The 25025-nt window shown below is 34.8% G+C and carries 19 protein-coding genes, 3 tRNA genes and 3 pseudogenes; 19 read left to right on the forward strand and 6 right to left on the reverse strand.

All coding sequences use genetic code 11. The features are described 5' to 3' along the window. Window positions 1–16: 16 nt before the first annotated feature. The 3 genes from AAGD65_RS06795 to AAGD65_RS06805 all read right to left on the reverse strand — a co-directional run bounded on the left by AAGD65_RS06795 (window position 17) and on the right by AAGD65_RS06805 (window position 4289). Window positions 17–883, reverse strand: a complete 867-nt coding sequence (locus AAGD65_RS06795; protein ID WP_264682796.1) for a ParB/RepB/Spo0J family partition protein — start codon at window positions 881–883, stop codon at window positions 17–19. After that, complete coding sequence (locus AAGD65_RS06800) at window positions 880–1722, reverse strand: ParA family protein (protein WP_264682797.1); 843 nt, start codon at window positions 1720–1722, stop codon at window positions 880–882. Before AAGD65_RS06800 ends, AAGD65_RS06795 begins: the two co-directional genes overlap by 4 nt. 86 nt (window positions 1723–1808) lie before the next feature. After that, on the reverse strand, window positions 1809–4289 hold the full coding sequence (locus AAGD65_RS06805; protein WP_264682798.1) for a response regulator: 2481 nt from the start codon (window positions 4287–4289) through the stop codon (window positions 1809–1811). Between the two features lie 159 nt (window positions 4290–4448). Between AAGD65_RS06805 and hemF the strand changes: the two genes are divergently transcribed. The 8 genes from hemF to sucD all read left to right on the forward strand — a co-directional run bounded on the left by hemF (window position 4449) and on the right by sucD (window position 10037). Then, window positions 4449–5273, forward strand: a complete 825-nt coding sequence (gene hemF / locus AAGD65_RS06810) for an oxygen-dependent coproporphyrinogen oxidase (protein WP_264682799.1) — start codon at window positions 4449–4451, stop codon at window positions 5271–5273. Between the two features lie 82 nt (window positions 5274–5355). Next, complete coding sequence (locus tag AAGD65_RS06815; RefSeq protein WP_179949529.1) at window positions 5356–6495, forward strand: hypothetical protein; 1140 nt, start codon at window positions 5356–5358, stop codon at window positions 6493–6495. A 68-nt stretch (window positions 6496–6563) separates the two neighbouring features. Then, window positions 6564–6635, forward strand: a tRNA-Glu gene (locus AAGD65_RS06820). A gap of 32 nt (window positions 6636–6667) precedes the next feature. Then, entirely contained in the window at window positions 6668–7363 is a 696-nt protein-coding gene (locus AAGD65_RS06825) for a 16S rRNA (uracil(1498)-N(3))-methyltransferase (RefSeq protein WP_015588133.1), read from the forward strand. Window positions 7364–7485: 122 nt separating this feature from the next. After that, window positions 7486–7559 (forward strand) — tRNA-Pro (locus AAGD65_RS06830). Between the two features lie 198 nt (window positions 7560–7757). Beyond that, the gene (gene rpsU, locus AAGD65_RS06835; protein WP_007302350.1) at window positions 7758–7958 is read left to right on the forward strand and encodes a 30S ribosomal protein S21; all 201 of its coding nucleotides are present in this window, start codon (window positions 7758–7760) and stop codon (window positions 7956–7958) included. A 30-nt stretch (window positions 7959–7988) separates the two neighbouring features. Continuing rightward, complete coding sequence (gene sucC / locus AAGD65_RS06840) at window positions 7989–9149, forward strand: ADP-forming succinate--CoA ligase subunit beta (RefSeq protein ID WP_264682803.1); 1161 nt, start codon at window positions 7989–7991, stop codon at window positions 9147–9149. A 3-nt stretch (window positions 9150–9152) separates the two neighbouring features. After that, a complete protein-coding gene (gene sucD, locus AAGD65_RS06845; protein ID WP_264682805.1) occupies window positions 9153–10037 on the forward strand; it encodes a succinate--CoA ligase subunit alpha in 885 nt (294 codons plus the stop codon). Window position 10038: 1 nt separating this feature from the next. Here the strand turns inward: sucD and dapF are convergent, their stop codons facing one another. Beyond that, window positions 10039–10833, reverse strand: coding sequence for a diaminopimelate epimerase (dapF, locus tag AAGD65_RS06850; protein ID WP_012481958.1), 795 nt, complete (start codon window positions 10831–10833; stop codon window positions 10039–10041). Window positions 10834–10905: 72 nt separating this feature from the next. Here dapF and AAGD65_RS06855 point away from each other — a divergent pair, with 72 nt between their 5' ends. Then, window positions 10906–12051 (forward strand): glycoside hydrolase family 5 protein, encoded by a 1146-nt coding sequence (locus tag AAGD65_RS06855; RefSeq protein ID WP_230609270.1) that lies wholly within the window; start codon window positions 10906–10908, stop codon window positions 12049–12051. Here AAGD65_RS06855 and AAGD65_RS06860 read toward each other — a convergent pair. Beyond that, window positions 12027–12599 carry a nitroreductase family protein gene (locus tag AAGD65_RS06860; protein WP_341810930.1) on the reverse strand — a complete coding sequence of 191 codons (573 nt, stop codon included), beginning with the start codon at window positions 12597–12599 and terminating at the stop codon, window positions 12027–12029. The genes AAGD65_RS06855 and AAGD65_RS06860 overlap by 25 nt on opposite strands. A gap of 96 nt (window positions 12600–12695) precedes the next feature. Between AAGD65_RS06860 and AAGD65_RS06865 the strand changes: the two genes are divergently transcribed. The 7 genes and pseudogenes from AAGD65_RS06865 to AAGD65_RS06895 all read left to right on the forward strand — a co-directional run bounded on the left by AAGD65_RS06865 (window position 12696) and on the right by AAGD65_RS06895 (window position 19297). Beyond that, a complete protein-coding gene (locus AAGD65_RS06865; RefSeq protein WP_264682808.1) occupies window positions 12696–13223 on the forward strand; it encodes a biotin transporter BioY in 528 nt (175 codons plus the stop codon). Further along, window positions 13220–13618 carry a DUF1284 domain-containing protein gene (locus AAGD65_RS06870; protein ID WP_029237639.1) on the forward strand — a complete coding sequence of 133 codons (399 nt, stop codon included), beginning with the start codon at window positions 13220–13222 and terminating at the stop codon, window positions 13616–13618. The genes AAGD65_RS06865 and AAGD65_RS06870 overlap by 4 nt, the downstream gene beginning before the upstream one ends. Window positions 13619–13686: 68 nt before the next feature. Further along, entirely contained in the window at window positions 13687–14553 is an 867-nt protein-coding gene (locus AAGD65_RS06875) for a tetratricopeptide repeat protein (RefSeq protein WP_264682810.1), read from the forward strand. A gap of 64 nt (window positions 14554–14617) precedes the next feature. Next, window positions 14618–14690: transfer RNA gene (locus AAGD65_RS06880), tRNA-Val, on the forward strand. 51 nt (window positions 14691–14741) lie between these two features. Continuing rightward, window positions 14742–17444: a DNA topoisomerase (ATP-hydrolyzing) subunit A gene (gyrA, locus tag AAGD65_RS06885; protein WP_264682811.1), complete on the forward strand. Its 2703-nt coding sequence runs from the start codon at window positions 14742–14744 to the stop codon at window positions 17442–17444. A 94-nt stretch (window positions 17445–17538) separates the two neighbouring features. Further along, entirely contained in the window at window positions 17539–18138 is a 600-nt protein-coding gene (gene petA / locus AAGD65_RS06890; RefSeq protein ID WP_006014178.1) for a ubiquinol-cytochrome c reductase iron-sulfur subunit, read from the forward strand. Between the two features lie 339 nt (window positions 18139–18477). Further along, a pseudogene (locus AAGD65_RS06895) lies at window positions 18478–19297 on the forward strand (IS982 family transposase). Between the two features lie 14 nt (window positions 19298–19311). On the opposite strand, the pseudogene AAGD65_RS06900 reads toward AAGD65_RS06895, so the two are convergent. After that, window positions 19312–19790: pseudogene (locus AAGD65_RS06900) on the reverse strand (IS5 family transposase); the annotation flags it as partial. 240 nt (window positions 19791–20030) lie between these two features. Between AAGD65_RS06900 and AAGD65_RS06905 the strand changes: the two are divergent. The 3 genes and pseudogenes from AAGD65_RS06905 (at window position 20031) to AAGD65_RS06915 (ending at window position 24984) form a co-directional block, all read left to right on the forward strand. Further along, window positions 20031–22427 (forward strand): hypothetical protein, encoded by a 2397-nt coding sequence (locus AAGD65_RS06905; RefSeq protein WP_341810931.1) that lies wholly within the window; start codon window positions 20031–20033, stop codon window positions 22425–22427. Window positions 22428–22659: 232 nt separating this feature from the next. Then, window positions 22660–23448 (forward strand): annotated as a pseudogene (locus AAGD65_RS06910) (IS982 family transposase). Between the two features lie 294 nt (window positions 23449–23742). After that, complete coding sequence (locus tag AAGD65_RS06915) at window positions 23743–24984, forward strand: IscS subfamily cysteine desulfurase (protein WP_264682816.1); 1242 nt, start codon at window positions 23743–23745, stop codon at window positions 24982–24984. Window positions 24985–25025 lie beyond the last annotated feature (41 nt).

Raw genomic sequence — 25025 nt, forward strand, 5'->3', positions numbered from 1 at the left:
GTTTGTCAAGAAATTTCTATGAGCTACTTTCGACATTAATAGCTGATTCAAGTCTTCTATTCAAAATTTTCAATATAAAATCCAATTCATTTGAGTTGTTATAACGTATCATGACTTTACCCTTAGAATTACTGTCATTAATTTTGATCTTTAAACCAAGTTGAGAAGATATAGCCCCTTCTAGTGCTGCCATATCTTGATTTTTAGTATATTTATGCTCTTTTTGATCGTTATTTTGTTGTAAGTCTTTTATCAATTTTTCAGTTTGTCTAACGCTCAGGCCCTGAGAAACTATTCTTTCTGCAAGACTTTCCGCATTTTCAACATTAATCAATGCCCTTGCATGGCCCATAGACAGTTTTTTCTCGTTGATCATTGTTATCACTCCATCAGGGAGTGATAACATTCGAGTCATATTGGTTATGTGACTGCGGCTTTTGCCTAAAGTTGAAGCTAGTTCTTCGTGTGTATAGGAGAATTCATCTATTAGTTTCCTATACGCTTCACCTTCTTCTATTGGATTAATGTCTTGCCTCTGTATGTTCTCAATTATCGATACTTCTAAGCATTCCTTGTCATTTAAATCTTTTATGATGACTGGCACACTATCAAGATTTGCAATTTTACTTGCCCGCCAACGACGTTCCCCTGCTACTATTTCATAATCGTCATCATTTGGATCTTTGCGCACCACAATAGGCTGTATAATGCCATTTTTCTCTATCGAACTTGCAAGTCCTTTCAATGACTCTTCATCAAAATATTTTCTCGGCTGAAATTTGCTCGGATGCAGTAATGCAACGGGTAACCTATCTTCCTTATTATCATAATTATCGCCTATGAGGCCGGCAAGACCTCTACCTAAGCGCCTATTATCCTTCACGCCGTACCCTCACTTACCAGCTTTTTCTCTTTACAGATGCTCATGTGTTTCTTTAAAATTTCTTTTGCCAAACTTATATATGCTTGCGCACCAGGACACTTAAAATCATATACAATAGCGGGTTTTCCATGAGAAGGCGCTTCTGATAACCGTACGTTACGTGGAATAATGGTCTCATACAATGGGATGATAGTTTTATATACTTTATCATTTAAATACTGGCAAATATCATTTTTTATCTGCTCACTAAGTTTGTTGCGTCTGTCATACATTGTGAGCAATATTCCTTCTATTGCCAAGAAAGGGTTTAGGTTATTTCTTTTTATCAGCTCTACAGTCTTAACTAAATGGCTCAATCCTTCCAGAGCGAAAAATTCACACTGAAGAGGAACAATAATAGAGTTAGCAGCGGTCAAAGCATTGATAGTAAGCAGACCAAGTGATGGAGGGCAGTCGATGATTATGTACTCATAATTATCACGCACTTTCTCTAGAGTGTCTTTTAGTACGAATTTTCCCTGCTCAAGTTGTGATAGCTCAATTTCTGCAGCTGATAAGTCAACCACTGATGAAATTAACGATAAATTTGGAATTTCCTTTATATGAAAAATTGCCGACTCTACCAATTCACTTTCGTTGCTCAGCAGTATTTTGTATATATTTTTTTCTTCTCTACTACGATAAGAAACCCCGAGCCCTGTACTAGCATTCCCTTGGGGATCAAGATCTACCAATAAAGTACTTTTTCCCACAGCAGCAAAGGCTGTCGATAAATTTATACTAGTTGTGGTTTTACCAACTCCACCCTTTTGATTTACTATTGCAATGATCTTGCTCACGCCTTTTATCTTATGTATAAAATAACTCTATTGTATATATGCAAGAAATTTTTGCATTAGAAAAATTTTTTTGTTGCCAATCATGCTCAAAGTAAACTGCCTTTTTTTGTCTTGTGTAACACACTTTGAACCTTATTTCCTAACTCATTCAGAGTAAATGGTTTGGGTAAAAAATGGAAGTCTTCTATATTGATTTCATCGCTCTTTAAAAAAGCATCCTCTGCATACCCAGAAATAAAAATAACTTTGATGTTTGGCCTATGTATCAATGTTTCTTTAACTATTTCTGGACCACTCACCTCTGGCATGATTACATCAGTGATTATTAGATCTATGTGTTGATTTTTTTTTCTAATGATCTCTAGTGCCTCGCTGCCTATACTCGCTTCTATTACATTAAATCCTTTTCTTGTAAGAGCCTTAGCAGTAAATTCCCTTACTGAATCTTCATCTTCAATTAATAAAATTATACCATTACCTTTAATCTCTACCGGTTTCTCTATTTCTTGACTATCTTCCTCTTTATCATTTTCATCCGATATGTAAACTATGGGCAAAAATATGCTAAATTTAGTTCCATGATTCACTTTGCTAGCAACATAGATGTATCCTTCGGTTTGTTTAATAATGCCATATACAGTAGAGAGACCAAGACCTGTACCAGAAGTAATATCTTTGGTAGAAAAAAATGGATCAAATGCCTTTTCAATTATATCACTCGTCATTCCACATCCAGTATCAATCACTTCAATCACAACATAATTCCCATGTTCAATCGTTTCCTTATCTGGAGAAAACATATCCTGAGGTGTAGAATTTAATGAATCAACCTTTTGATTAAAGGTTCGTATAGTTAACTCTCCCCCCTTTTCCATAGCAGCACCAGCATTAACTGCTAAGTTAAGCATCACTTGCTCTAATTGTCCTTGGTCAGCCCTAACAGCACCCAAATCGCTACCATAATAAATATTAAATTTTATATTTTCACCTATTAATCTTTTGATCATTTCATAAAGATTAGCTATCGTACCATTTACATTAATAATCTTTGGCTGCAAAGTCTGTCTTCTTGAAAAAGCAAGAAGTTGTCTTACCAAATTTGACCCACGTTTTGCATTTTGCTGTATCTGTATTATATCTCCAAAAGATGGATCGCTAGCTGAGTGCTGGAGTAAAAGCAAATCACAAAATCCTATTATTCCGGTTAATATATTATTGAAATCATGTGCAATACCACCTGCTAACTGCCCTATAGCTTGCACCTTTTGATAATGCTCAAGTTTTATCTCTAGTTTTTTACGTTCAGTATTATCAATAAAATAACAAAGTATGAACATCACTTTATTATGAAGAAACTTATTAAAATATATTTTCATGTTATTACCGCCATTGAGCTGCACATCAAAGGACGCATTATTTATCCTATTACTTGAAAAATATTCACGCACTTTCATATGATAACCATCTGATATCAATGCAAAGATAGAACCATTATTTGACCCCGCAAGTTTTACTAATGCTATATTTTTCTTTATAAAATTGCCATTTATGTCGCATTGTGCAATAGCAATTGACGAATTTGTAAAACAAGGGTGTAGTTGATAATCAACAATATTTGATTCAGTTGGTGTTATAAAGCCGTGTATATAGCTATGATTGTATTTATCACAAAATGTAGCAGTACTCATATAAGCCTTAAATGGAGCACCGCTTATAGTAAAAAACATAATTTCATTTTTGGTTATTGTATCGTCATACTTCGATTGAGATATAAAATCATTGATTGAGCTACCTTTTTCCAATTTTTTTAGTTCAAACATGTCTAAAAATCTTTTATTTACAGATAAGATACCTCCTTTTGTATTTGCAACGTAAGTTGCTATATTGTGTTTCTCTATCAACTCTTCATATACCTGCTCTTTGTTTACCTGTGTTGCCTTCAGTACAAAATACCCATTCGGTCTTGCTATTGGGGCTAATGATAAATTTAAAGTCTTATTGCTATTTATAGCAATTTGTGGATTATCCGGTATTGGTTCAGAGAGCAAAAGAAAGTTAGATATTCTACTCTTCTTGCTTAAGGAAATGCATACTTTTACAGAAGTGTTATTTCTTAACGCATGATAGAGTGATTTTCTGTCTTTTTCTGAAACATCTCCTGCTTCAAGAATTTTATCTAGCGTAACATCATCGTTTATGTGATCTTTAAACCTTTCATAGAACCTCGCATCAGCATAAATAATACCCTCATCTTTATGTAAAATGAGACAAAACTCTGTATTATGATTCAGCGCGTTTGCAAATATTGCATTTTGAAACTCTATGATATTAAGTAGATACTTGTAACGTTTTATATTATATACCACAAAGAGAGTCATTAGAGTACTAATTAATAAATTAATCCCTATATTAACATGCTGACTATATACATTAGAAAAATAGAGTACTGATATTGCTATTGGAGGTAAGAACATAATGACTGCCATCACAACAATTGACATCCCATAATTTCTTAGTATGAAGTCAACTCTGTTCTCTTTTTTGTTATCTATGTATCTTTTACTCATTATTATTGCTTGGCATCCTTGCACATATAAAAATATTCTACTATATTGATTTAATTATTATAGATTTATTAACATCTTTGATGGGTAGTTACTATCCCAATCTAATTAAGTCCTATAAATATAGAGTACAATAATATTAACAAGCCAACAGAAGGCATTATGGAAAAACAAAAGACACAAGCATTTGAATGGTTCTGCGCACTGAGAAACAAGATCACCGAATCTTTCTTATCAATTGAGGTACAGTCATTCACAGAACCAAAAATCGAAAAAAGAAAGTGGAACCGACCAGGTGGAGGAAGTGGTGAATCTACAATTATCTTTGGTAATATTTTTGAAAAAGTTGGAGTAAACGTTTCAAGAGTATACGGAAAGCTCGCAGACTCAGCCATTAATGAAATTCCTGGTGCAAGTGAAAGCAATGGAGAGTTTTGGGCAAGCGGTATATCTTTAGTTTCTCACATGCAATCTCCCCTTATCCCTGCAGCACATATGAACACAAGGCTGATATATACCTCAAAACAATGGTTTGGTGGAGGAATGGACTTTACTCCAATTTATAAAGATGAGGGAGATTGCAAGTATATTCACGAATCAATTAAAGCAACTTGCGATGAGTTCAACATCGAATATTATCCGAAATTTAAAAAGCAATGTGATGATTACTTTTTTTTACAACATAGAAAAGAGCCACGTGGTATTGGTGGAATTTTTTATGACAATCTAACTTCTGGCAATTGGAAAAATAATTTTGAGTTCACAAAAGCAGTAGGTGAAGCCTTTTTAGAAATTTACTTACACATCATACACAAACATATGCAAAAATCTTGGACAAAAGAACAACGAGAAGAACAATTGATAAAACGTGGCAGATATGTGGAGTTCAATCTTCTTTATGATCGTGGTACAAGGTTTGGTTTAATGACTAATGGTAACCCCGATGCAATTATGATGTCGATGCCGCCTCTTGTTAAGTGGGTGTGAAAAGCGGTTATTAATATAAAATAAATCGTTATAGTTTAAAATTGTACCACAATGGTGAGCTTTTATATAGAGGGGTACAATCATGGGTATAGTAGATAGTTTTTTAATTAAATCCGCTAGAAATAGCAATATAAGAGGCGTGAGGCTAGCTTTAAGTCTTCATAATATAGTAAACAGCTTTGAAAAACTCTTTTCTAGAATTAATCCTTTTAGGAACAAGGGGTCATTTGACTTGAATAATGATCAAACTTTAAATCGAGCTTTAGAGTATGCAGTAACAAATCTTGATCATAATGTAATGACGTTACTTATTAGTGCTGGAGCAAATATTAATGAAATAAATAATAGTATAGGAAATGTAATCCTTCAATACAAAATAGCATCAGAAGCTATGCAGTACGGAGATAAGGACAGTCTCAAAGATCGTAAAGAAAAATGTTGTTTAGTGCTTGGTGAGCTAATAAAAAAAGAAAGAAAAGAAATATTGGAGATTTTGAAACAAACGGAAAGTTGTGACAAGCTTAAAGAGGAAGTAGAGCTAAAATTTAAGGCCAACTCACCTAAAAAACCTCCTAGAATTTTTGAGCATGATGATATTTTACTTTTAAAAGAGCCCATTTATGATGAGGTATATGACGCTAAGGTTAGTAACTCATTAGAAGAGTTGAGCGTATCGGAAGAATCCATTTATGCTGAAGTATATGATTTGCATAAAAGATCTACTGAAAATTTATCATTGAAAGATAGTGGTTATTCTAGTATATCAGGAGAACCTATTTATGAAGATGTAGATGATTTCTCAGAGCAAAAAAAGCCCACTAGCTTAAATCATAAAGAGCAACCAGAGCCTATTTATGCTAAAGTAGATTTATCGAAAAAGAGATCAGAAAGACAAGCAAAACATATAAAAGATAATTCTGGGACTTATCATGGATTAGTGCAGGATAAAGTGAATAATTTGCAAGTAAAACTAAATGAGCAAAGTGCTAATAAGCCAGCGAGTCAGCAAATCAAGACCAAGGCTGGCTTTAACGTAAAAGAAATAAGGCAAAATTTTGAGCGTAGAGATTCTGGATACGATTCTGGCTATGATTCAGATACAAAAGTTGAACAAAAATTAGATTTAGGATCTAAAGCTCCTAAATCTGAGATAGGTTCAGTAAGCATTGAACATGGGGTAATAGGAGGCTGTCGATATAAAATCACTGATATATCACTCTAACTGTGTGATTCAAAATAATTGAATTGACTTTATATGTATAATCGATATAACTCAGTTAGATTCAAGTCGACTCTTTCGTCTAGTGGTTAGGACACCACCCTTTCACGGTGGTAACACGGGTTCAAATCCCGTAAGAGTCACTCAAACAGAATGCAAATAACTAAAGTTTTGAATGAAAAAAATTAGGCTTTATGTTGAAGAAGCTTTATCACAAAATGTAAGTTTGGCTCTTCATCCACGACAAAGTCACTATATTTACAATGTAATGCGGCTTAAGAAGCATGATAACATCTATCTTTTTAATGGAAAGGATGGAGAATGGTTAGGAGAAGTAGTGAATATATCAAGTAAATCGACAAAAATTATAATAAAAGAACGCACTAAACAACAACAACATGAAAAAAATCTATATTTGTATTGTGCTCTGGTAAAAAGCGGCGCCTTAAGCAACATAGTAAGACAAGCAACTGAAATGGGAGTAACCTGCATTCAATTTATTTCAACAGAACGTACAGTAGTAAAAAACATTAACCTAAGTAGAGCGAAATTACAGGCAATTGAAGCTGCGGAACAATCCGGTAGGACAAGTATACCACAGATTTTTCTTCCTATTAATTTTTGTGAATTATCCGATTCCCAGAATAAAAATTTTGTTTTGTGTGATGAAACAGGTGAAGGACAACCTCCTAATAAAGTTCTAAAAGGCAAGAAAAACGTTGCTATTATTGTTGGCCCCGAAGGTGGTTTTTCATCTTACGAACTTGATTCTGCCAATAAATTTTGTCAGAAACTGAGTCTAGGAAAAAGAATTTTGAGAGTTGATACTGCTGTAGTTGCTGCATTAACCTTCACCAATTGGTATAGCTAGATTTTTTAATATGGCTAGTGCAACTTGACACTCTATATAAAGAAATCTGCATTATATTTTTCCTAAAAGAAATAAATGAAACTTGCATTTTTCCGAACTATCGATACTCTTAGTAAAGAAGTCGGGGCGTAGCGCAGCCTGGTAGCGCATTTGGTTTGGGACCAAAGGGTCGGGAGTTCAAATCTCTCCGCCCCGAGATTAGAAAAATTACAAGAGCACTGTAACCTAAAAGCAATTTTTATCAGCAAGTAAATGATTGACAGCAGAATGAAGCTTTTTTCATATAAATCACTGCATATCATATTCTATCGCTCAAGTTTATAAAATAATTGACAATGTTAATTTTCTAATTTATAAATGGATTTTGAAGTGATTACCGAAGGAGGTATAGAGTTTGATTGAAGTATCAGTCCATTATGGTGATGTAGATAGAGCTCTTCCAGTGTTGAGAAAAATAATTCAAAAGGAAGGAAGAGGGCTCAAAATGAAAAAAAAATATCACGAAAAGAAATCAGAGAAAACAGCTAAAAAAAAAGCTGAAGCAAGGAAAAAGAGGTATCAGCAAGAATGCAGAAGACAGCGTTATGGTTGGTAGTTTTTACTAAGGTTAATAATTAGTTATCTTATGAATATTCATGAATATCAAGCAAAGGAAATTTTACACAAGTTTAATGTCCCGGTACCAAAGGGTTTTGTTGCTACATCTGCAGAAGGAGTAGAAATTCAAATAAATCAACTAAAATCTGACGTGTTTGTGGTTAAAGCTCAGATTCATGCAGGTGGTAGGGGTAAGGCTGGTGGCGTAAAGCTAGCAAAGTCAACTAAAGAAGCTCAACAACTTGTAAAGGACATGCTTGGCATAACTTTAGTTACTCATCAAACAGGGCCTAGTGGACAGCAGGTAAGAAGAGTATACATTGAGGAAGGTTCAAGCATTAAAAAAGAGTACTATTTGAGTCTAGTAGTTGATCCAAAGCTCAGTAGGTTAGTATTTATATTTTCCTCAGAAGGTGGAATGGATATTGAAGAAGTGGCAAAAAATTCTCCTACAAAAATTGTGAAATTTGATATTGACCCTGCTACTGGTTTTACAAATCTTGATAACAGTAAACTTGCCAATAATTTTAATTTGAATTCAGAACAAATAGAAAGAATAACAAATATTGCAAAAAATATATATGATGCGTTTATTACAACTGATGCAAGCCAAATAGAAATTAACCCACTAGTTGAAACAAATTCCGGGGATTTTGTTGCACTTGATGCTAAAATTAATTTTGATGACAACGCTTTATATCGTCATCCAGAAATCGTGCAGCTTCGTGATTATGATGAAGAAGTTAAAGAAGAGATAGAAGCTTCAAAACATGGACTTAGTTACATCAAAATGGATGGCAATATTGGTTGCATGGTGAACGGTGCAGGTCTTGCTATGGCAACAATGGATATAATAAAGTACTATGGAGCAGAGCCTGCTAACTTTCTAGATGTTGGTGGTGGAGCAAGTAAGGAAACTGTCACTGAAGCATTTAAAATTATATTATCTGATAGTAATGTACAAGGAATTTTGGTTAATATATTTGGCGGTATAATGCGTTGTGATATCATTGCAAATGGAATAGTTGAAGCTGCAAAAGAAATAGATATTAAGGTCCCTTTAGTGGTTAGATTATCAGGCACTAACTTTAAAGAAGGAAAAAGAATTTTAGAAGAGTCAGGGCTAAATATTATTGCTGCAGACGAACTTGACGAGGCTGCACAGAAAATAGTACAAGAGGTGAAGTAGAGTATGTCTGTTTTAGTAAATAAAGATACAAGATTAATATGCCAGGGCTTTACTGGTGCACAAGGTACATTTCATTCAGAACAAGCAATTAGCTATGGAACCAAAATGGTTGGCGGTGTAACTCCTAGCAAGGGTGGAAGCACTCACCTTAATTTACCAGTTTTTAATACCGTAGCAGAAGCTAAAGAAAAAACTGATGTGAATGCTACTGTGATATATGTACCTGCTAAATTTGCAGCTGATGCAATACTTGAGGCAATAGATGCAGAGATAGAATTAATAGTTTGCATCACAGAGGGCATTCCTATACTTGACATGGTAAAGGTAAAGCACGCTCTCGCTGGTTCAAACAGTCGATTGATTGGCCCAAACTGTCCAGGGGTTATTACACCTGAAGAATGCAAAATAGGAATTATGCCAGGACATATTCACAGACGTGGACATATAGGAATTATGTCTCGCTCTGGAACTTTAACTTATGAAGCAGTAGCACAAACAACTGCTGTTGGTCTTGGTCAATCCACATGTATCGGAATTGGGGGGGATCCAGTTCATGGTATGACATTTGTTGACTGTATGGAGCTCTTTTTAAAAGATGACGATACTCATGGTATTGTAGTTATTGGTGAAATAGGTGGAAACGAAGAAGAAGATGTATCACATTTTGTGAAAACAGAAAAAACTAAAAAGCCAATCGTTGGTTTTGTAGCAGGCCAAACGGCACCTCCAGGAAGACGTATGGGACACGCTGGAGCAATCATCTCTTCCAGCGGTGGAAGTGCTGGTGCAAAGTTAGAGGTTATGCGCAGTGCTGGGATTGCAATTGCAGAAACTCCTGCGGTGATTGGTAAAAAAGTTCTGGAAGTAATGAGTCAGTGCCTAGCCTAGGTCATAAAAACCCTATATCCCCAGTCATCAGTATATTTTTTGACCACTCAATCAGTAAATGACCTCCTGGTAAATGTACTGAAGTTTGTTTAGTAGCCAAACACTTACGAAGTATAGATGCAACAAATGCTGCACAAGCCGCACTACCACATGAAGCAGTAATACCTGTTCCTCTTTCCCAAACTCTTAAGTTTATTTCTCCAGATTTTTCTATTTGTGCAATACTAACATTTGTTTTCTGAGGAAATAATTCGTGATTTTCTAGCTTTGGTCCTAAATTCTGCAATGGTATTTCGCTTATGTTATCAACAAAAAAAACTATATGAGGGTTACCAATATTTACTGCAACTGGCTCTTTCAGCATTTCAAGCTCTATAGGTAGATAAAGGGGATCGCATTCACAAGAAAGAGGAATTTCATTCCATTTAAGCAGTGGTTTACCCATATTGACCTTTATTGATTTATCACCTACTTTAAAACATTCTAAGATACGATTATTTATCAGCTCAATAGTGATATATTCAGTACCTTTTTCTAACATTATCAAATATCCAACACAGCGTGCTGCGTTTCCACACATTTCAGCTCGACTACCGTCAGCATTGTAGATATGCATAAAGCAGTTTGCAGCATTAGACATTGTTATAATTATCACTTGATCACAACTGCCTTGATCAGCAATTTGTCTATAATTCCAGTCTAAATTATTTGCTGAACGTGAGTCTATGATAACAAAACTATTGCCAGTACCATGCATCTTTACAAACGGGATCTTGTCTGTTAGGTTACTTACCATTATAGCAAAATTATATAAGTGAAAATTTTTCTTCTAATTACAGCTGTTTTGTATTCTATAGTTTTCTGTAATGTGAGTGCTAAGTCAATACCGGAGAACAGCAAAATGCTCTTTTGGCAAACTGGAGTCAGAAAGGGAGCAAATGTTTTCAATAGAAAAGTTGATAGTGACTTAATCAAAGCAGCAAAGGAATACAAAATTGGTTTTATTCGTCTTGCTCCTGACAAATTTGAAACTACGCAACGTGACTTCCTCTTAGGCAATGCAGACAATTATCCGGGCCTGATTTCCAAAGACCTGAAAGTTCTGAAAGATGTTTTAGATGCTTTTCATCAACAAAAAATACCAGTAGTGTTAACGATGCTTAGCTTACCTGGATCTAGATGGAAGCAAAATAATAACGATAAAGATGATTTACGTTTATGGTCAGATCAAGCTTTTCAAAAACAAGCAGCAAAATTTTGGCAAGATCTTGCGAAAGAGCTTAAAGATCATCCTGCTATTGTTGGATATAATATCTTAAATGAACCACATCCAGAAAGGCTTTATAATACTGCAGACTCGGCTATTTATAAAGTAGAACAAAGCAAAGTTCAGAAGAATCTATTTGGCTTTTATAGCAGCGTGGTAAACAGTATCCGCCAAGTTGACTCAGAGACCCCAATAATACTTGATAGCAGCAGTTATGCTGACTCTAATACTTTTAACAAATTTGAACCAGTTAGTGATAAAAATGTTCTTTATTCATTTCATATATATGAGCCCTTTGCTTATACAAACTTAAAATTAAACCAAGGTAACTTCGCCTACCCTGGACATGTTCAATCTTTTGATGCAAAAAAAGTAGAGTATTGGAATAAAGATAAGTTAAAATCATATATAGAACCTGTAAAAATTTTCCAAAAGAGGTATAATATACCAGATTATAAGATCCTTGCTGGAGAGTTTGGCGGGCACCGCTGCTCAAAAGGATTAGAGCACTATTTTCGAGATCTTACTTCTATTTTTAATGAATATAATTGGCATTTTGCTGTTTATGGCTTTCGAGAAGATATATGGGATGGTATGGACTATGAACTTGGAAACGAGAAGCTTTCATGGAAAGACTGGCAAGCAATTGAAGAGGGTAGGATGAAAAAAAATTATTTGCCAAATAATTCAATTTTTAAGATATTAAGAGAAGAATGGTCAAGTCAGCTCGCTGGCCATTCGTCATAAAAGAATATTTCTTTTATTGATCTTCTTTGTTTTTCTTTGACTTCAGCACCCTCTTTTTCGTAACCAACTGCTATCACTGACATTACATTAAAATCATCAGGTATATTGAATCTCTTAACTATTTTATCTCTATCAAATCCACCCATTTGATGAGCCATGAAGTTCATAGCTGCAGCCTGCAGCATAAGTGCATAGTTTGCTGCACCAGTATCATGTTTAGCCCAAAGATTTTCTCCTTTACCTTGTTTACGGAAGTTCTTAGCGCTTAGAGATATAATTAGTATTTGTGCATCTTTTGCCCACTTTTGATTAGATTCATCAAGGCAACCGAGCAATTTTTTCCATGCGCTTTGATTGTTCTGTTTGTTGCATATCACATATCGCCAAGGTTCATCACCAAAACACGAGGGTGTTAGCCTTACAGCTTCTATTAAAATATCCATTTCTTTCTGAAATATTGCTCTTGTAGGATCGTATGAACGTCCGCTGTGTCTTTCTTTCATCAACGATAATAGATCTTGTTTACTCATCATTTTTAAATAGTGCATAAATAATTCATTGTAGCGCAATATAAGCAAAATTTAAATTGCAAAACCTCTTATACACATATATTACATTTAGTAAGTTATTTTTATTGGGAAGATATGTTTATAACACAATCAAGCAGTAGGTCAACACTGGCTGAAATATTGTCTTGTGTTTTACTTTTATTCTTGATGGCTCAAATAAGCATACCATTGCAGCCTGTGCCTATCACATTGCAAACTTTAGGATTAATGCTTGTTGGGCTTAAATTTAACCGCAGAACAGCATTCTATTCTGTGCTTACATATCTATCACTTGGTGCAGCAGGATTTCCTGTTTTTGCGAATTTTTCTGGTGGTCATCACATTTTTCTCGGGCCAACAGGTGGATATTTGATTGGCTGTTTAGTTGCTGTTTTAGTAATGAGCAGAGTAAATGAATTACTGAACTCTAAATATAAATCATTTATGTGTAATTCTTTAAGTTGTCTGGCGGGTACAGTCGTAATCTTTATTTGTGGTATTAGTTGGCTTACTATTTACGTGGGTCTGAAACAAGCAATAATGGTAGGTGTTTTACCATTCATCCTTCCTGGTTTGGTAAAAATTTTTCTACTTGTAGCAGCTTTGCAGTATTTGAAAAAGTGATAAGGTTTCGTCCTCATCATTTTATGTGCACTCTTGCATTTCAAGGGTATGGATATTCTCAGAGCTTTGTAGAAAATTACAAAAAGATAGCAAGTAAAGTAATTAGTGATCCTAATACTAAAATCGAAGTAGTTGATAATCTTGACACTATTTGTAGTGTTTGCCCAAACCAGACTAAACAAGGTAAATGTACCACACAAGCTAAAGTTTTAGAGCTAGATAGAAGGCATATGGAAATTTTAGGAATAAAAATTGGCGAGATTTTGACCTGGAGTAAAGCAGTAAAAAGAATTAGAAAGAAAATGTCTTTAGAGAAATTTGACTACGCATGTGAGGAGTGTAATTGGCAACCATATGGAATGTGTAGAAGTGCTCTTTTAACTCATTCTAAATAGTATCTGCCAATTAATAATATCTTTATTATTATATTAGATAAGTAATTTAGCATTTATGAATTTGTAATGTGTTGCGTATAGTTCAAAGAAATAAGATTTACTGGTTACGCGCTGCAGCCAATGCCACAACACTAGGATCTATGGTTGTCTGCATGTTAATTTGCGTTGTGATTTTATGGAGGTCTTCTGTTACCTATGCTAGTGAAAATTTGGAGATACAGAAGGTCTTTGATAGTGTTGTCAAGCATATAAAAGCTGATAAAAAATATAAAGATCTTGATGTTCTCGAGAGAAAAAGTGACAAATTTAATATCAAAATTTCGCAGAATTCTGGCAAGAATTTTGACATATACTCTATTTTAAAAAAAGCAAAAGATTCCTTTGAGTTAGGAGATAGTGAAACAGCTACTTCTCTCCTCAATCAGATTATCGCAAGATTTCCTTATCATGAAAGTGCTTTAATTGGACTAGGGAATATCTATTACGCTAACAAAGAATTTAAAAAAGCTGTAGAGATTTACACAAGACTGTTAAAAGAATATCCTAGCAACCCTTATGTATTAAAGAATTTTCTGACGATAATCTCACAATATGATCCTAATTTAGCATTGAGTGAAATGTTGAAATTGTATGATACACTCAGAAATAGCGCCCCTTTATCAGCAAATTTAGGTTTGATCTATATGAAAAAAGGGGATTACGTAAAAGCTAAAGAATATATGAAAGCAGCAATTTCTTTAGATCAAAACAATATTTTTTATACCTATAATTTAGCTGTTATTCTAGACAAGCTCTCAGATTTTAAAAATGCCACAGCATGTTATTCAAAGTTGTTGAACATGTCAAAAAATGCAAGTGAAAGAATACCTTTATACAAGGTAGCAGCAAGGCTAAAATTTATACAACTCCATAGTGCGCACTCAGCGATTCCATAAGAGTTGCTTGTATCGCTATTTTTGTTTACAACAACAACATTGAACTATAGAATTATATCTAGAGGGGCAATTAGCTCAGCTGGTAGAGCATCTCGTTTACACCGAGGAGGTCGGCAGTTCAAGTCTGTCATTGCCCATTAGCCTAGTTGAATATTAATATTACAATTATTTCAATCAAAGTATAGAAAATGCAAGACAACATAGTACCAGTTTCAATAGTGAAAGAGCTAGAGGATTCTTATCTCTCCTACGCAATGAGTGTGATCATAAGTCGAGCTATACCTGATGTGCGAGATGGATTTAAACCTGTTCATAGGCGCATATTATACGCAATGTCGAGGGCTGGGTTCGATGCCGGTAAACCGTATAAAAAAGCAGCTCGTATAGTCGGGGATGTAATGGGAAAATATCACCCACATGGTGACATGGCTATCTATGACTCCTTGGTCAGGATGGCTCAAGATTTTTCTCTTCTTTTACCACTGATTGATGGGCAAGGTAACTTTGGTTCGATAGATGGAGATCCGCCAGCTTCAATGCGATATACAGAAGCAAGGCTCCACAGAGTGTCGCATTTTTTACTAAATGATATTGACGAAGATACAGTTGATTTTAGGCCAAACTATGATGGAAATGAAACAGAGCCTGTTGTACTACCTGCAGAATTTCCGAATCTATTGGTAAATGGTGCAAGCGGTGTTGCAGTTGGTATGGCAACCAATATTCCTTCTCACAACCTTGGAGAAATAATAGATGCTTGTATGTTATATATAGATAATCCTGAAGTTACTTTGGATGAGTTACTTGAAGTGATGCCAGGGCCGGATTTCCCAACTGGGGGAATGATTCTTGGAAGGTCTGGAATAAGATCAGCATTTGCAACTGGTCGTGGCTCAATTGTTGTGCAAGGCAAGACTCACATAGAAGACCTGCCACAAGATAGGCAAGCAATAGTGATTGATGAAATACCTTACCAGGTAAATAAAGTAAAATTAATTGAGAAGATAGGTGAGCTTGTAAAAGAAAAAAGAATTGATGGCATAACAGAAATTAGGGATGAGTCTGATAAGTCTGGTATTAGGGTAGTAATTGACCTCAGAAGAAATGCTGAAGCAAGTTTTATACTTAATCAAATATTAGGACTAACTCCACTAAGAAGTAGTTTTAGCGTTAACACTCTAGTCCTCAACAATAACAGGCCTGCTTTGATGTCATTAAAAGAAATCATAGCTGCTTTTGTTGATTTTAGAAAAGAAGTATTAATCAGGAGAACAGAATTTCGTCTAAGAAAAACGAGGGAAAAAGCTCATATATATATAGGGCTCTACATTGCGGTCTTGAGCATAGATGAAGTGATAAAAATCATCCGTGGTGCAAAAGATCCTGCGGAAGCAAGTAGAGAACTTTTAAATAAAGAATGGAAAACTTCAGCTGAGATAAACACAATTATTGGATTAATCTCAGACAGCATGAGCTTTTTGAAAGACGGAGTGTATAGATTAACTGAGCTGCAAACGAAAGCTATTCTTGACATGAAATTGCAACGTTTAACAGGCCTTGAAAAAGACAAATTAGAAGCTGAGCTAAGTTCAATGATCAACCTGATAAAAGAATATATCGCTTTTCTTGGCTCAGGAGAGAAGTTGATGAAAGAAATAAAAAACAATCTACAAGAAATAAAGAACAGATTTGCTGTGCCGCGAAAAACTTCAATAGAGGAATCAGATACGGACATTGAAGCTGAAGATCTAATTCCACAAGAGGATATGGTGATAACCGTAACTATGAATGGTTATATCAAGCGTGTGAAGCTTTCTCATTATAGAACTCAGCGTCGTGGTGGAAAAGGAAAGCTAGGACAAGGATTAAAAGAAGAGGATGTAACCACAAAATTATTTGTTGGGAATACCCACACTAGCCTTTTATTCTTTTCTAATATTGGCCGAGTTTATAGATTAAAAGTTTATAAGTTACCTCTTGCAGAGCCAACTGCACGTGGAAGAGCACTTGTTAATATATTCCCGCTTAGCGATGGTGAAACTATAACTAATATAATGCCATTACCAAGTGAAAATGACGAAAATCAAAACATAGTTTTTGCTACTGCTCATGGGAACATAAGGCGCAACTCTTTAGCGGATTTTCACTATATTCCAAGCAATGGAAAAATAGCAATCAAGCTCGATGAAGGAGATAAGTTAATATCAGTTAAAGTATGCAATGAAATTGATCATGTTTTTCTTTCAACAAGATTCGGCAAAAGTATCAGATTTGTTGTAAGTGATGTGCGTCAATTTAAAAGTCGCAATTCAGATGGCGTAAGAGGTATCAAACTTGCAAAGAATGACAGCGTGATATCTATGACCATATTAAATGGGATAGGTGTAGCAACAGAAACAAAAGAACTTTACTTAAAAGTTCCACTTGCAAAAAGACTGGGGACTGCAATTAATAACTCCATTGATTCTAAATTGGAAAAGACTTTGAATGATTTAGGAATAGATAACAAACTGTTCTTAAAACTTGCAATGAATGAGGAGTTCATATTAACTATTACTGAAAATGGCTTTGGTAAAAGAACTTCTGCGTACGAGTATAGGGTAACAAATAGAGGTGGTGTTGGTATTACAAATATCCTTACTACCGACAGAAAAGGTAATGTTGTTGCTAGCTTTCCAGTTGAACAGGGTGATAATATCATGCTTATTACAGATAAAGGAAAGTTAATTCGTATTTCAGTAAATGATATCAGAATTGCAGGACGTAGCACTCAAGGAGTCACTCTGTTTAAAACAGAGAGTAGAGAAAAGGTGGTGTCAGTAGCAAAAATTGAGGATCCCGATTCCACTGAAGATAGTATTTCCGAAATTGAAAACTCTGTTTCTTCTTAACTGTATAGCAAAGGTTAAGCAAATAGTGCAAATTTCTATTGATTAATCTATAATATTTAAATTAAAATATATGTCTATGTTCAAGTAGAGATTGATGGATAAGAAGTTAACTAAAAATAAAAAATCATTGACGAATGAGAAGAATAAAAAAACATCTCTTGTTAAAGATTTTGCCAAAAATAAGAGTAGAAGAGATTTTATCACATTAACTACGTGTGCCATGGCAGGTATAGGAGCTGCAAGCGGTCTTTGGCCATTGGTTAAGTCTATGAATCCTTCTGCTGAGGTTTTAGCGATGTCTACGGTTGAGGTTAATCTATCTGATATTCAAGAAGGACAAGGAAAAAAGGTAAAATGGCAAGGTAAGCCAGTATTTATCCGCAAGCGCACAAAACAAGAGATTGAGGCTGCAAGAGCCATAAATGCAGAAAATTTGAGAGATCCTGAATCAGATGAAAAAAGAGTATACAAAGGAAAAGATGAATGGTTAATTATGATTGGAATATGCACCCATCTTGGATGTGTACCAGTTGATCACGCTACAAAAGACGGCAACGGTTGGTTCTGCCCTTGTCACGGTTCATATTATGACACATCAGGCCGAGTAATTGGCGGTCCTGCACCAAAAAACATGGCTATACCTGACTACTTTTTTCCAAGTGAAAATATTGTAGTAATTGGCAAGAAGGCTTAACGGATTTTCATAATTAAAGTAATAAAAGTATATTGCATTTCAAGAAGCACACTGACTTCATAGGCAAAGCTCTTGAAGTCTATCAAGCTAATTTTATACTATGCACATATTCGGGTGATAATTAAGAAACTTACCTGCCAAATCTTCAGAGTTGACAGCTAAATTTAAAACTTGTTCCTTTGCGTCAGAAAAATTCTGACTAACTTGCTTAAAGTTATTTTCTAACTCTTCGAACCCCAACTATGGATTAAATAAAGAGATAAAAGTGCAGCTAAGAAGAGGAAAACAGGGTAAGCTCAAGTATTTTAGCAATAATTAAGAGGTTACCCATGAAGAAAGATATTTTACTGTTGCGTCGAGGATTTTTGTCGCACAGTCGATGATAATTTTGCTAATATGCTCCTATCAAAAGGCAGAAAACCCACTAGAATAACAGACTTCGGAAATTCTCACCATAATTCTATTATATCATCAATCCCCTTGCAAAAATTTCAAAGCTTTTTACCTACTTTATCTGCCGCTTTATAAATCTGAATTTTCTAAGTTGCCAACATATGACCGATTTATCGCTCTTAAATCACGGGTTTTATGGATTACTTTTGCAATGGTTCTGCAAACAAGCAAAAATGACAGGTATTGCCTACATAGACACTTCTACAATCGCTGTTTGCCACAAAAAAAGAATCTCCAAGAACAAAGTTTTTGATGGTTTGGCAGAAATTAGTAAGAGCACATATGGTTGGTTTTTTGGCTTTAAATTGCACTTGGTGATTAACGAAATTGGAATCACTTACTCTAACTAAAGGTAACGTTGATGACAGAAAACCTTTGCCAATTCTTACTAAAAGACTGACCGGACTTTTGTTCAGAGATAAGGGCTATATAAAGAAAGAGCTCTTTGAGAAACTCTTCGATAGAGGCCTAAAACTCGTCACTAAAGTAAAAAAAGGCATGAAAAACGTACTCATTTCACTTAAAGAGAATAAGGAAAAGATCGATTATTGAGACTGTTTTCGACTCCTTGAAAAACAAATTTGAGATTGAGCACACAAGACACAGATCGCCAACAAATTTCCTAATTCATGTTTTTTCTGTTCTGATTTCCTATTCCATGCAGTCGAAAAAGCCCTCTATTTCTATGCCTTTCTTTGCTGGCTAATCCATAGTTGGGGTTTCTACAGCAGCATTACGATCTCCGATATTAGCTGTAGTAATATAAATTGCGTGCGGCAAACCTTGCGTATCTACTGCAATGTGACCCTGAAATTTTCTTGCCGGCATCATAACCTTTTTCTTCAGCAGTATCGGTATTTTTTACACTTTGGGCATCAATGATGCAGAAGCTTGTTTTGGTATTCCGACCACTGTTCTCTCCAACCAATTTTTTTTAAGACAATTTCTAGAACACTTTCTCTATCTTCATTCGTTTTTTTACTCCATTTCTTGAAGTAATCGTAACAATTGCGCCATTTTGGAAACTCTTTTGGCAGCATTCGCCATTGGCAGCCACTTTTTAGCACATAAAGCACACCGCAAAATAACTCATATAAATCCAGTCTTCTTGGCTTTGTTTTCTTTCGCACGCTTTCTAAAATTAGTCTAATCTTTTCGAATTTTTCATAACTTATGTCACTTGGATATGTATTCCTCATACTTTACCTCATATCAACTGTACCTCATCTTACCATATTCAGAAATCGCGTACAGGCTCTAACGAATATACGTACTTTCTTGCGATTTTTAAAAGAGTAAGAGATCAAATTCGCTGTGAAGCTATAGAAACCAGTATTTTCTGCAAACTATAATATAGTTCAGTTAATATATTAATAAAGTTGACAATTGTTAAAAACATTTATTATAATTATTAATTAAGTAACATTAGTAGGATAAAAATGGATTTCAGTGAGTATGTTGTAGGTAACAAATTAAGTTTGAATGAGGAAGTAGAAGTAGATATCAATAAATTGATAAGCTTTTTGCAAAAGAACAAAAATATTACAGAACTTTCTCTCATTCATTGTAATATTGGTAACGAAGGAGCAAAAGCTTTAGCTAATAGTAATCTTACAAACCTTACTGAACTTGATTTACATCGCAATAATATTGGTAACGAAGGAGCAAAAGCTTTAGCTAATAGTAATCTTACAAACCTTACTGAACTTGATTTACATCGCAATAATATTGGTAACGAAGGAGCAAAAGCTTTAGCTAATAGTAATCTTACAAACCTTACTAAACTTGATTTAAGTTTCAATATGATTGGTCACGAAGGAGCAAAAGCTTTAGCTAAGAGTAATCTTACAAACCTTACTGAACTTAATTTAAGTTACAATAATATTGGTCACGAAGGAGCAAAAGCTTTAGCTAAGAGTAATCTTACAAACCTTACTAAACTTGATTTAAGTTTCAATATGATTGGTCACGAAGGAGCAAAAGCTTTAGCTAAGAGTAATCTTACAAACCTTACTCAACTTGGTTTGCTATTTAACTTGATTGATGCAGAAGGAGCAGAAGCTTTAGCTGATAGTAATCTTACAAACCTTACTCAACTTAATTTAAGTGTCAATCAGATTGATGTAAAAGGAGCAGAAGCTTTAGCTAATGGTAATCTTACAAAACTTACTAAACTTGATTTAAGTTACAATATGATTGGTCACAAAGGAGCAAAAGCTTTAGCCGAATCTGAGAAATACTACAAATTCATAGATAAAATTACTCATATAGAAGATAATAACGAACCTATGGGTTTTTGTAAACGTCTGAAAGAATTATGGTCTCAAGCAAGAGCAAAATCTAAGAGTAATGTTTGCAAGCTAGATGAAAGCACTGTAAAAAAGTTGTTTTTTGATCTTGCACAACGCGGTCATCATACAGAGGGAATAGAGGTTTTGCTGGATGACTATGATAAATATCCTTTTCTAATTAATTCAAGAAATGAGCAAGGACACACACTATCTCATTTCTATAACAACGACCTTCAAATGCAAAATTTTTTGTTTGAACGTGGTATGATACCTGAACAAAGAAGAGATGACTTGCGCATTGCACAAGACCCTCAATCTGTTCATAGAGGTTCAGTAAGTAAGCGGATAAACTTTTTTACTAAAAAATTGGTTGAATCCACGGAAGCCAGTGAAGAACAGTTAAAGCAAGCAGCGACTTCTTACGTAGAAAGTATAGAACTACTTGAACAATATCAGAATGATCCAATAAGACTAAAGCTTCTCAGTTTAATTGACAGTGAAAAAAGCAATGTGATGGCACAAACATTAGGTTATAATCCTGTACCAAATGACAAAGAGTTTATAAAAACTGTAATCGACAAAGCTAAAGATGCATTAAACACTAAATACTTAAAGAAAAATAAATTTGGTGAATATGAACGAGGATACCCTACAGAACCATTACAATATGATTATACGAGATATGATGCAAAGATTACTATACCTGAATCTATAGGTTATATAAAACTACTTATTGATAATTTTTCCGTTCCACTGAAAGAAAAAAAGGAGTTGCTAGTCACTCTTATGGAACAAAATCCAGATTTGGTAAAGAACAAATCATCTAAGGTAAAAGAAAAACTTGGAAATAGCGTAATCCTCGATAAAGAACAGTTTAATAAAGAAGAACTACATGGATTATTAAATGGTATAGATGACGGTAAAAAAGTAGATGAGTTGTTTAAAGAAATCAGTGACTTAGATATAGAAAAGATCTGGAGAGAGCAAAAAGAGTTCGTTCTTCTAAAACAAATATATGTAGCGTCAACAACATATGGTAAAAATGAAAGTGCTTGTACAACAGGTATATGGACCCAAATTATTAATAGTATAAACGAAATTAGCTCTGAGATCGTGGATCAATATGATCGCTATTTAGAAGAAGAACAAAAACTAGAAGCACAGAAAAATGTTATTACAGAAGAGAACATTAAACCATTTCTGGAAGATTTGGCTAAGAATCTAGTTCAACATGCGGAATCTCATCCGGAATTGAAAGAAGCTCTTGAAGATTTTGCTATATGCAATGTAAATATTGATAATCCTGAAGAAATTACCCTTGAACGGCAAAAAATTTTAGCAGAGATAAATAAATATTTTTATGAACATATTCAAAAGGCTTTACCGAATTACTATGGACTTATACCAAATAATGATGAATACAAACTTATCATCAATGGACTGTCAGAGGTAAAAAAAATGCAAGATTTTACACAAGAGCCATCTTCGTTCGTGAATTCAAGCAAATATTCTGCTTTACAGACTTCAAGTCAGTCGAAGATATAGAGCTTTTGCAAAATTTTGTAGAAGCTCTACGTTAATTTCTCGGGAGTGTTAACTTACTGTGACCTTTTCTGTTGAGCCACTTTGCAACTCTAATTCGTTATTAGAGCCGATTTTATAGTCCTTGTGACCCCAACTATGGATTAAATAAAGAGATAAAAGTGCAGCTAAGAAGAGGAAAACAGGGTAAGCTCAAGTATTTTAGCAATAATTAAGAGGTTACCCATGAAGAAAGATATTTTACTGTTGCGTCGAGGATTTTTGTCGCACAGTCGATGATAATTTTGCTAATATGCTCCTATCAAAAGGCAGAAAACCCACTAGAATAACAGACTTCGGAAATTCTCACCATAATTCTATTATATCATCAATCCCCTTGCAAAAATTTCAAAGCTTTTTACCTACTTTATCTGCCGCTTTATAAATCTGAATTTTCTAAGTTGCCAACATATGACCGATTTATCGCTCTTAAATCACGAGTTTTATGGATTACTTTTGCAATGGTTCTGTAAACAAGCAAAAATCTTCCTACATAGACACTTCTACAATCGCTGTTTGCCAAAAAAAAAGGATCTCCAAGAACAAATGGTAAGAGCACGTATGGTTGGTTTTTTGGCTTTAAATTGCACTTGGTGATTAACGAAATTGGAATCACTTACTCTAACTAAAGGTAACGTTGATGACAGAAAACCTTTGCCAATTCTTACTAAAAGACTGACCGGACTTTTGTTCAGAGATAAGGGCTATATAAAGAAAGAGCTCTTTGAGAAACTCTTCGATAGAGGCCTAAAACTCGTCACTAAAGTAAAAAAAGGCATGAAAAACGTACTCATTTCACTTAAAGAGAATAAGGAAAAGATCGATTATTGAGACTGTTTTCGACTCCTTGAAAAACAAATTTGAGATTGAGCACACAAGACACAGATCGCCAACAAATTTCCTAATTCATGTTTTTTCTGTTCTGATTTCCTATTCCATGCAGTCGAAAAAGCCCTCTATTTCTATGCCTTTCTTTGCTGGCTAATCCATAGTTGGGGTTAGTAGTTGGCAGTGCCATATATGCATTGTCCAAGCCTGATACTCAAGTTGATAAACCAGTCTTAACAAATGGACAGCAAGAAACTGCTAGCGCTGGTAGGTTTGCCTAGCGCATATTTGACCTAGCTGCATAAATACTGATCATAGGAAATGACATTACAGGAACACTGGAATAACGTAGAAGAGAGCGCTAACAACTTTCGTTTAGGCAAGATTATATCTTGAAAAAATTAAGCTTTAGTGCTACTAAATGTTGTAACTTCTATGCTGGAACCTGACTATGAGTGCGAAAAAAATACGCAATGCTAAAATAAAATTACCAATATTTCTTGATTATCAATCCACTACTAAAGTGGATCCTCGCGTTTTAGAGATGATGATACCTTATTTTGGTGAGTTTAGTAATGCACACTCTCGTAGCCATTCATTTGGTTGGACAGCTGAGGAAGCAGTAGAAAAAGCAAGGAAGCACATTGCTGATTTAGTGAATGCAGACAGCAAAGAAATCGTCTTTACCTCGGGTGCAACCGAATCAAATAACATGGCTATCAAAGGTGTTGCTCATTTTTATAAGAATAAGGGAAATCATATAATAACTGTCTGCACAGAGCATAAGTGCGTTTTAGATTCTTGTCGACATCTGGAAAATGAAGGCTTTAAAGTTACATATTTGTCCGTTAAGCAAAACGGAATTATAGATTTGTTGAAACTTGAGGAGGCAATCACTGATAAAACAATTCTGATTTCAGTGATGATGGCAAATAATGAAATCGGAGTAATGCAACCTGTCAAAGAAATTGGTGCAATGTGTAGAAAGCATAATATATTTTTTCATACAGACGCTGCCCAAAGCTTTGGAAAAGTTCCAATAGACGTAAATGAAATGAACATTGATCTTATGAGCCTTTCTAGCCATAAAATTTATGGACCTATGGGAATAGGTGCATTATATGTCCGTAGAAAAAATCCTCGTGTTAGGTTGACGCCACTAATTAGTGGTGGTGGACAGGAGAGAGGCATGCGCTCTGGAACAGTTCCTACTCCCCTTGCAGTTGGTTTTGGTGAAGCGGCACGTATCGCTAAAGAAGAAATGGAAATAGAAGCAAGCAAATTAGAAGAGTTGAGAGATATTTTGTACAACAAAATAAAAGAGGCATTTCCTGATGTTGTTTTAAATGGTGACTACGAAAATAGGATTCCAGGTAACCTTAACTTAAGTTTTCCTTATGTTGAGGGTGAGTCTCTTATCATGGCAATCAAGGATTTAGCAGTAAGCTCTGGTTCTGCATGCACATCTGCATCCCTTGAGCCTTCTTATGTTATAAGATCACTAAACAATGGCCACGATCTTGAGCATTCATCAATTAGATTTGGCCTTGGCCGATTTACAACTAAAGATGAAGTTCTATACGCAGCAGATCTTGTTACTAAAAATGTTGGACGGCTAAGAGAGATGAGCCCACTTTTGGAAATGGTACAAGAAGGAATAGATTTAAGCACCTTAAAATGGGATTCTCATTGAAGAACGTTAACCATTAGCAGAGTGATGGTTGTCTAAGCTCT

Source organism: Wolbachia endosymbiont (group B) of Chesias legatella, from assembly GCF_964026945.1.
In the GTDB taxonomy this organism is placed as follows: Bacteria; Pseudomonadota; Alphaproteobacteria; order Rickettsiales; family Anaplasmataceae; genus Wolbachia.

Excerpts from the sequence above, each read along its gene's own strand:
- AAGD65_RS06805 (WP_264682798.1), bottom strand. The coding sequence starts at position 4,289 with ATGAGTAAAAGATACATAGATAACAAAAAAGAGAACAGAGTTGACTTC.
- hemF (WP_264682799.1), top strand. The coding sequence starts at position 4,449 with ATGGAAAAACAAAAGACACAAGCATTTGAATGGTTCTGCGCACTGAGA.
- AAGD65_RS06815 (WP_179949529.1), top strand. The coding sequence starts at position 5,356 with ATGGGTATAGTAGATAGTTTTTTAATTAAATCCGCTAGAAATAGCAAT.
- AAGD65_RS06825 (WP_015588133.1), top strand. The coding sequence starts at position 6,668 with ATGAAAAAAATTAGGCTTTATGTTGAAGAAGCTTTATCACAAAATGTA.
- sucC (WP_264682803.1), top strand. The coding sequence starts at position 7,989 with ATGAATATTCATGAATATCAAGCAAAGGAAATTTTACACAAGTTTAAT.
- sucD (WP_264682805.1), top strand. The coding sequence starts at position 9,153 with ATGTCTGTTTTAGTAAATAAAGATACAAGATTAATATGCCAGGGCTTT.
- dapF (WP_012481958.1), bottom strand. The coding sequence starts at position 10,833 with ATGGTAAGTAACCTAACAGACAAGATCCCGTTTGTAAAGATGCATGGT.
- AAGD65_RS06860 (WP_341810930.1), bottom strand. The coding sequence starts at position 12,599 with ATGCACTATTTAAAAATGATGAGTAAACAAGATCTATTATCGTTGATG.
- AAGD65_RS06865 (WP_264682808.1), top strand. The coding sequence starts at position 12,696 with ATGTTTATAACACAATCAAGCAGTAGGTCAACACTGGCTGAAATATTG.
- gyrA (WP_264682811.1), top strand. The coding sequence starts at position 14,742 with ATGCAAGACAACATAGTACCAGTTTCAATAGTGAAAGAGCTAGAGGAT.
- petA (WP_006014178.1), top strand. The coding sequence starts at position 17,539 with ATGGATAAGAAGTTAACTAAAAATAAAAAATCATTGACGAATGAGAAG.
- AAGD65_RS06905 (WP_341810931.1), top strand. The coding sequence starts at position 20,031 with ATGGATTTCAGTGAGTATGTTGTAGGTAACAAATTAAGTTTGAATGAG.
- AAGD65_RS06915 (WP_264682816.1), top strand. The coding sequence starts at position 23,743 with ATGAGTGCGAAAAAAATACGCAATGCTAAAATAAAATTACCAATATTT.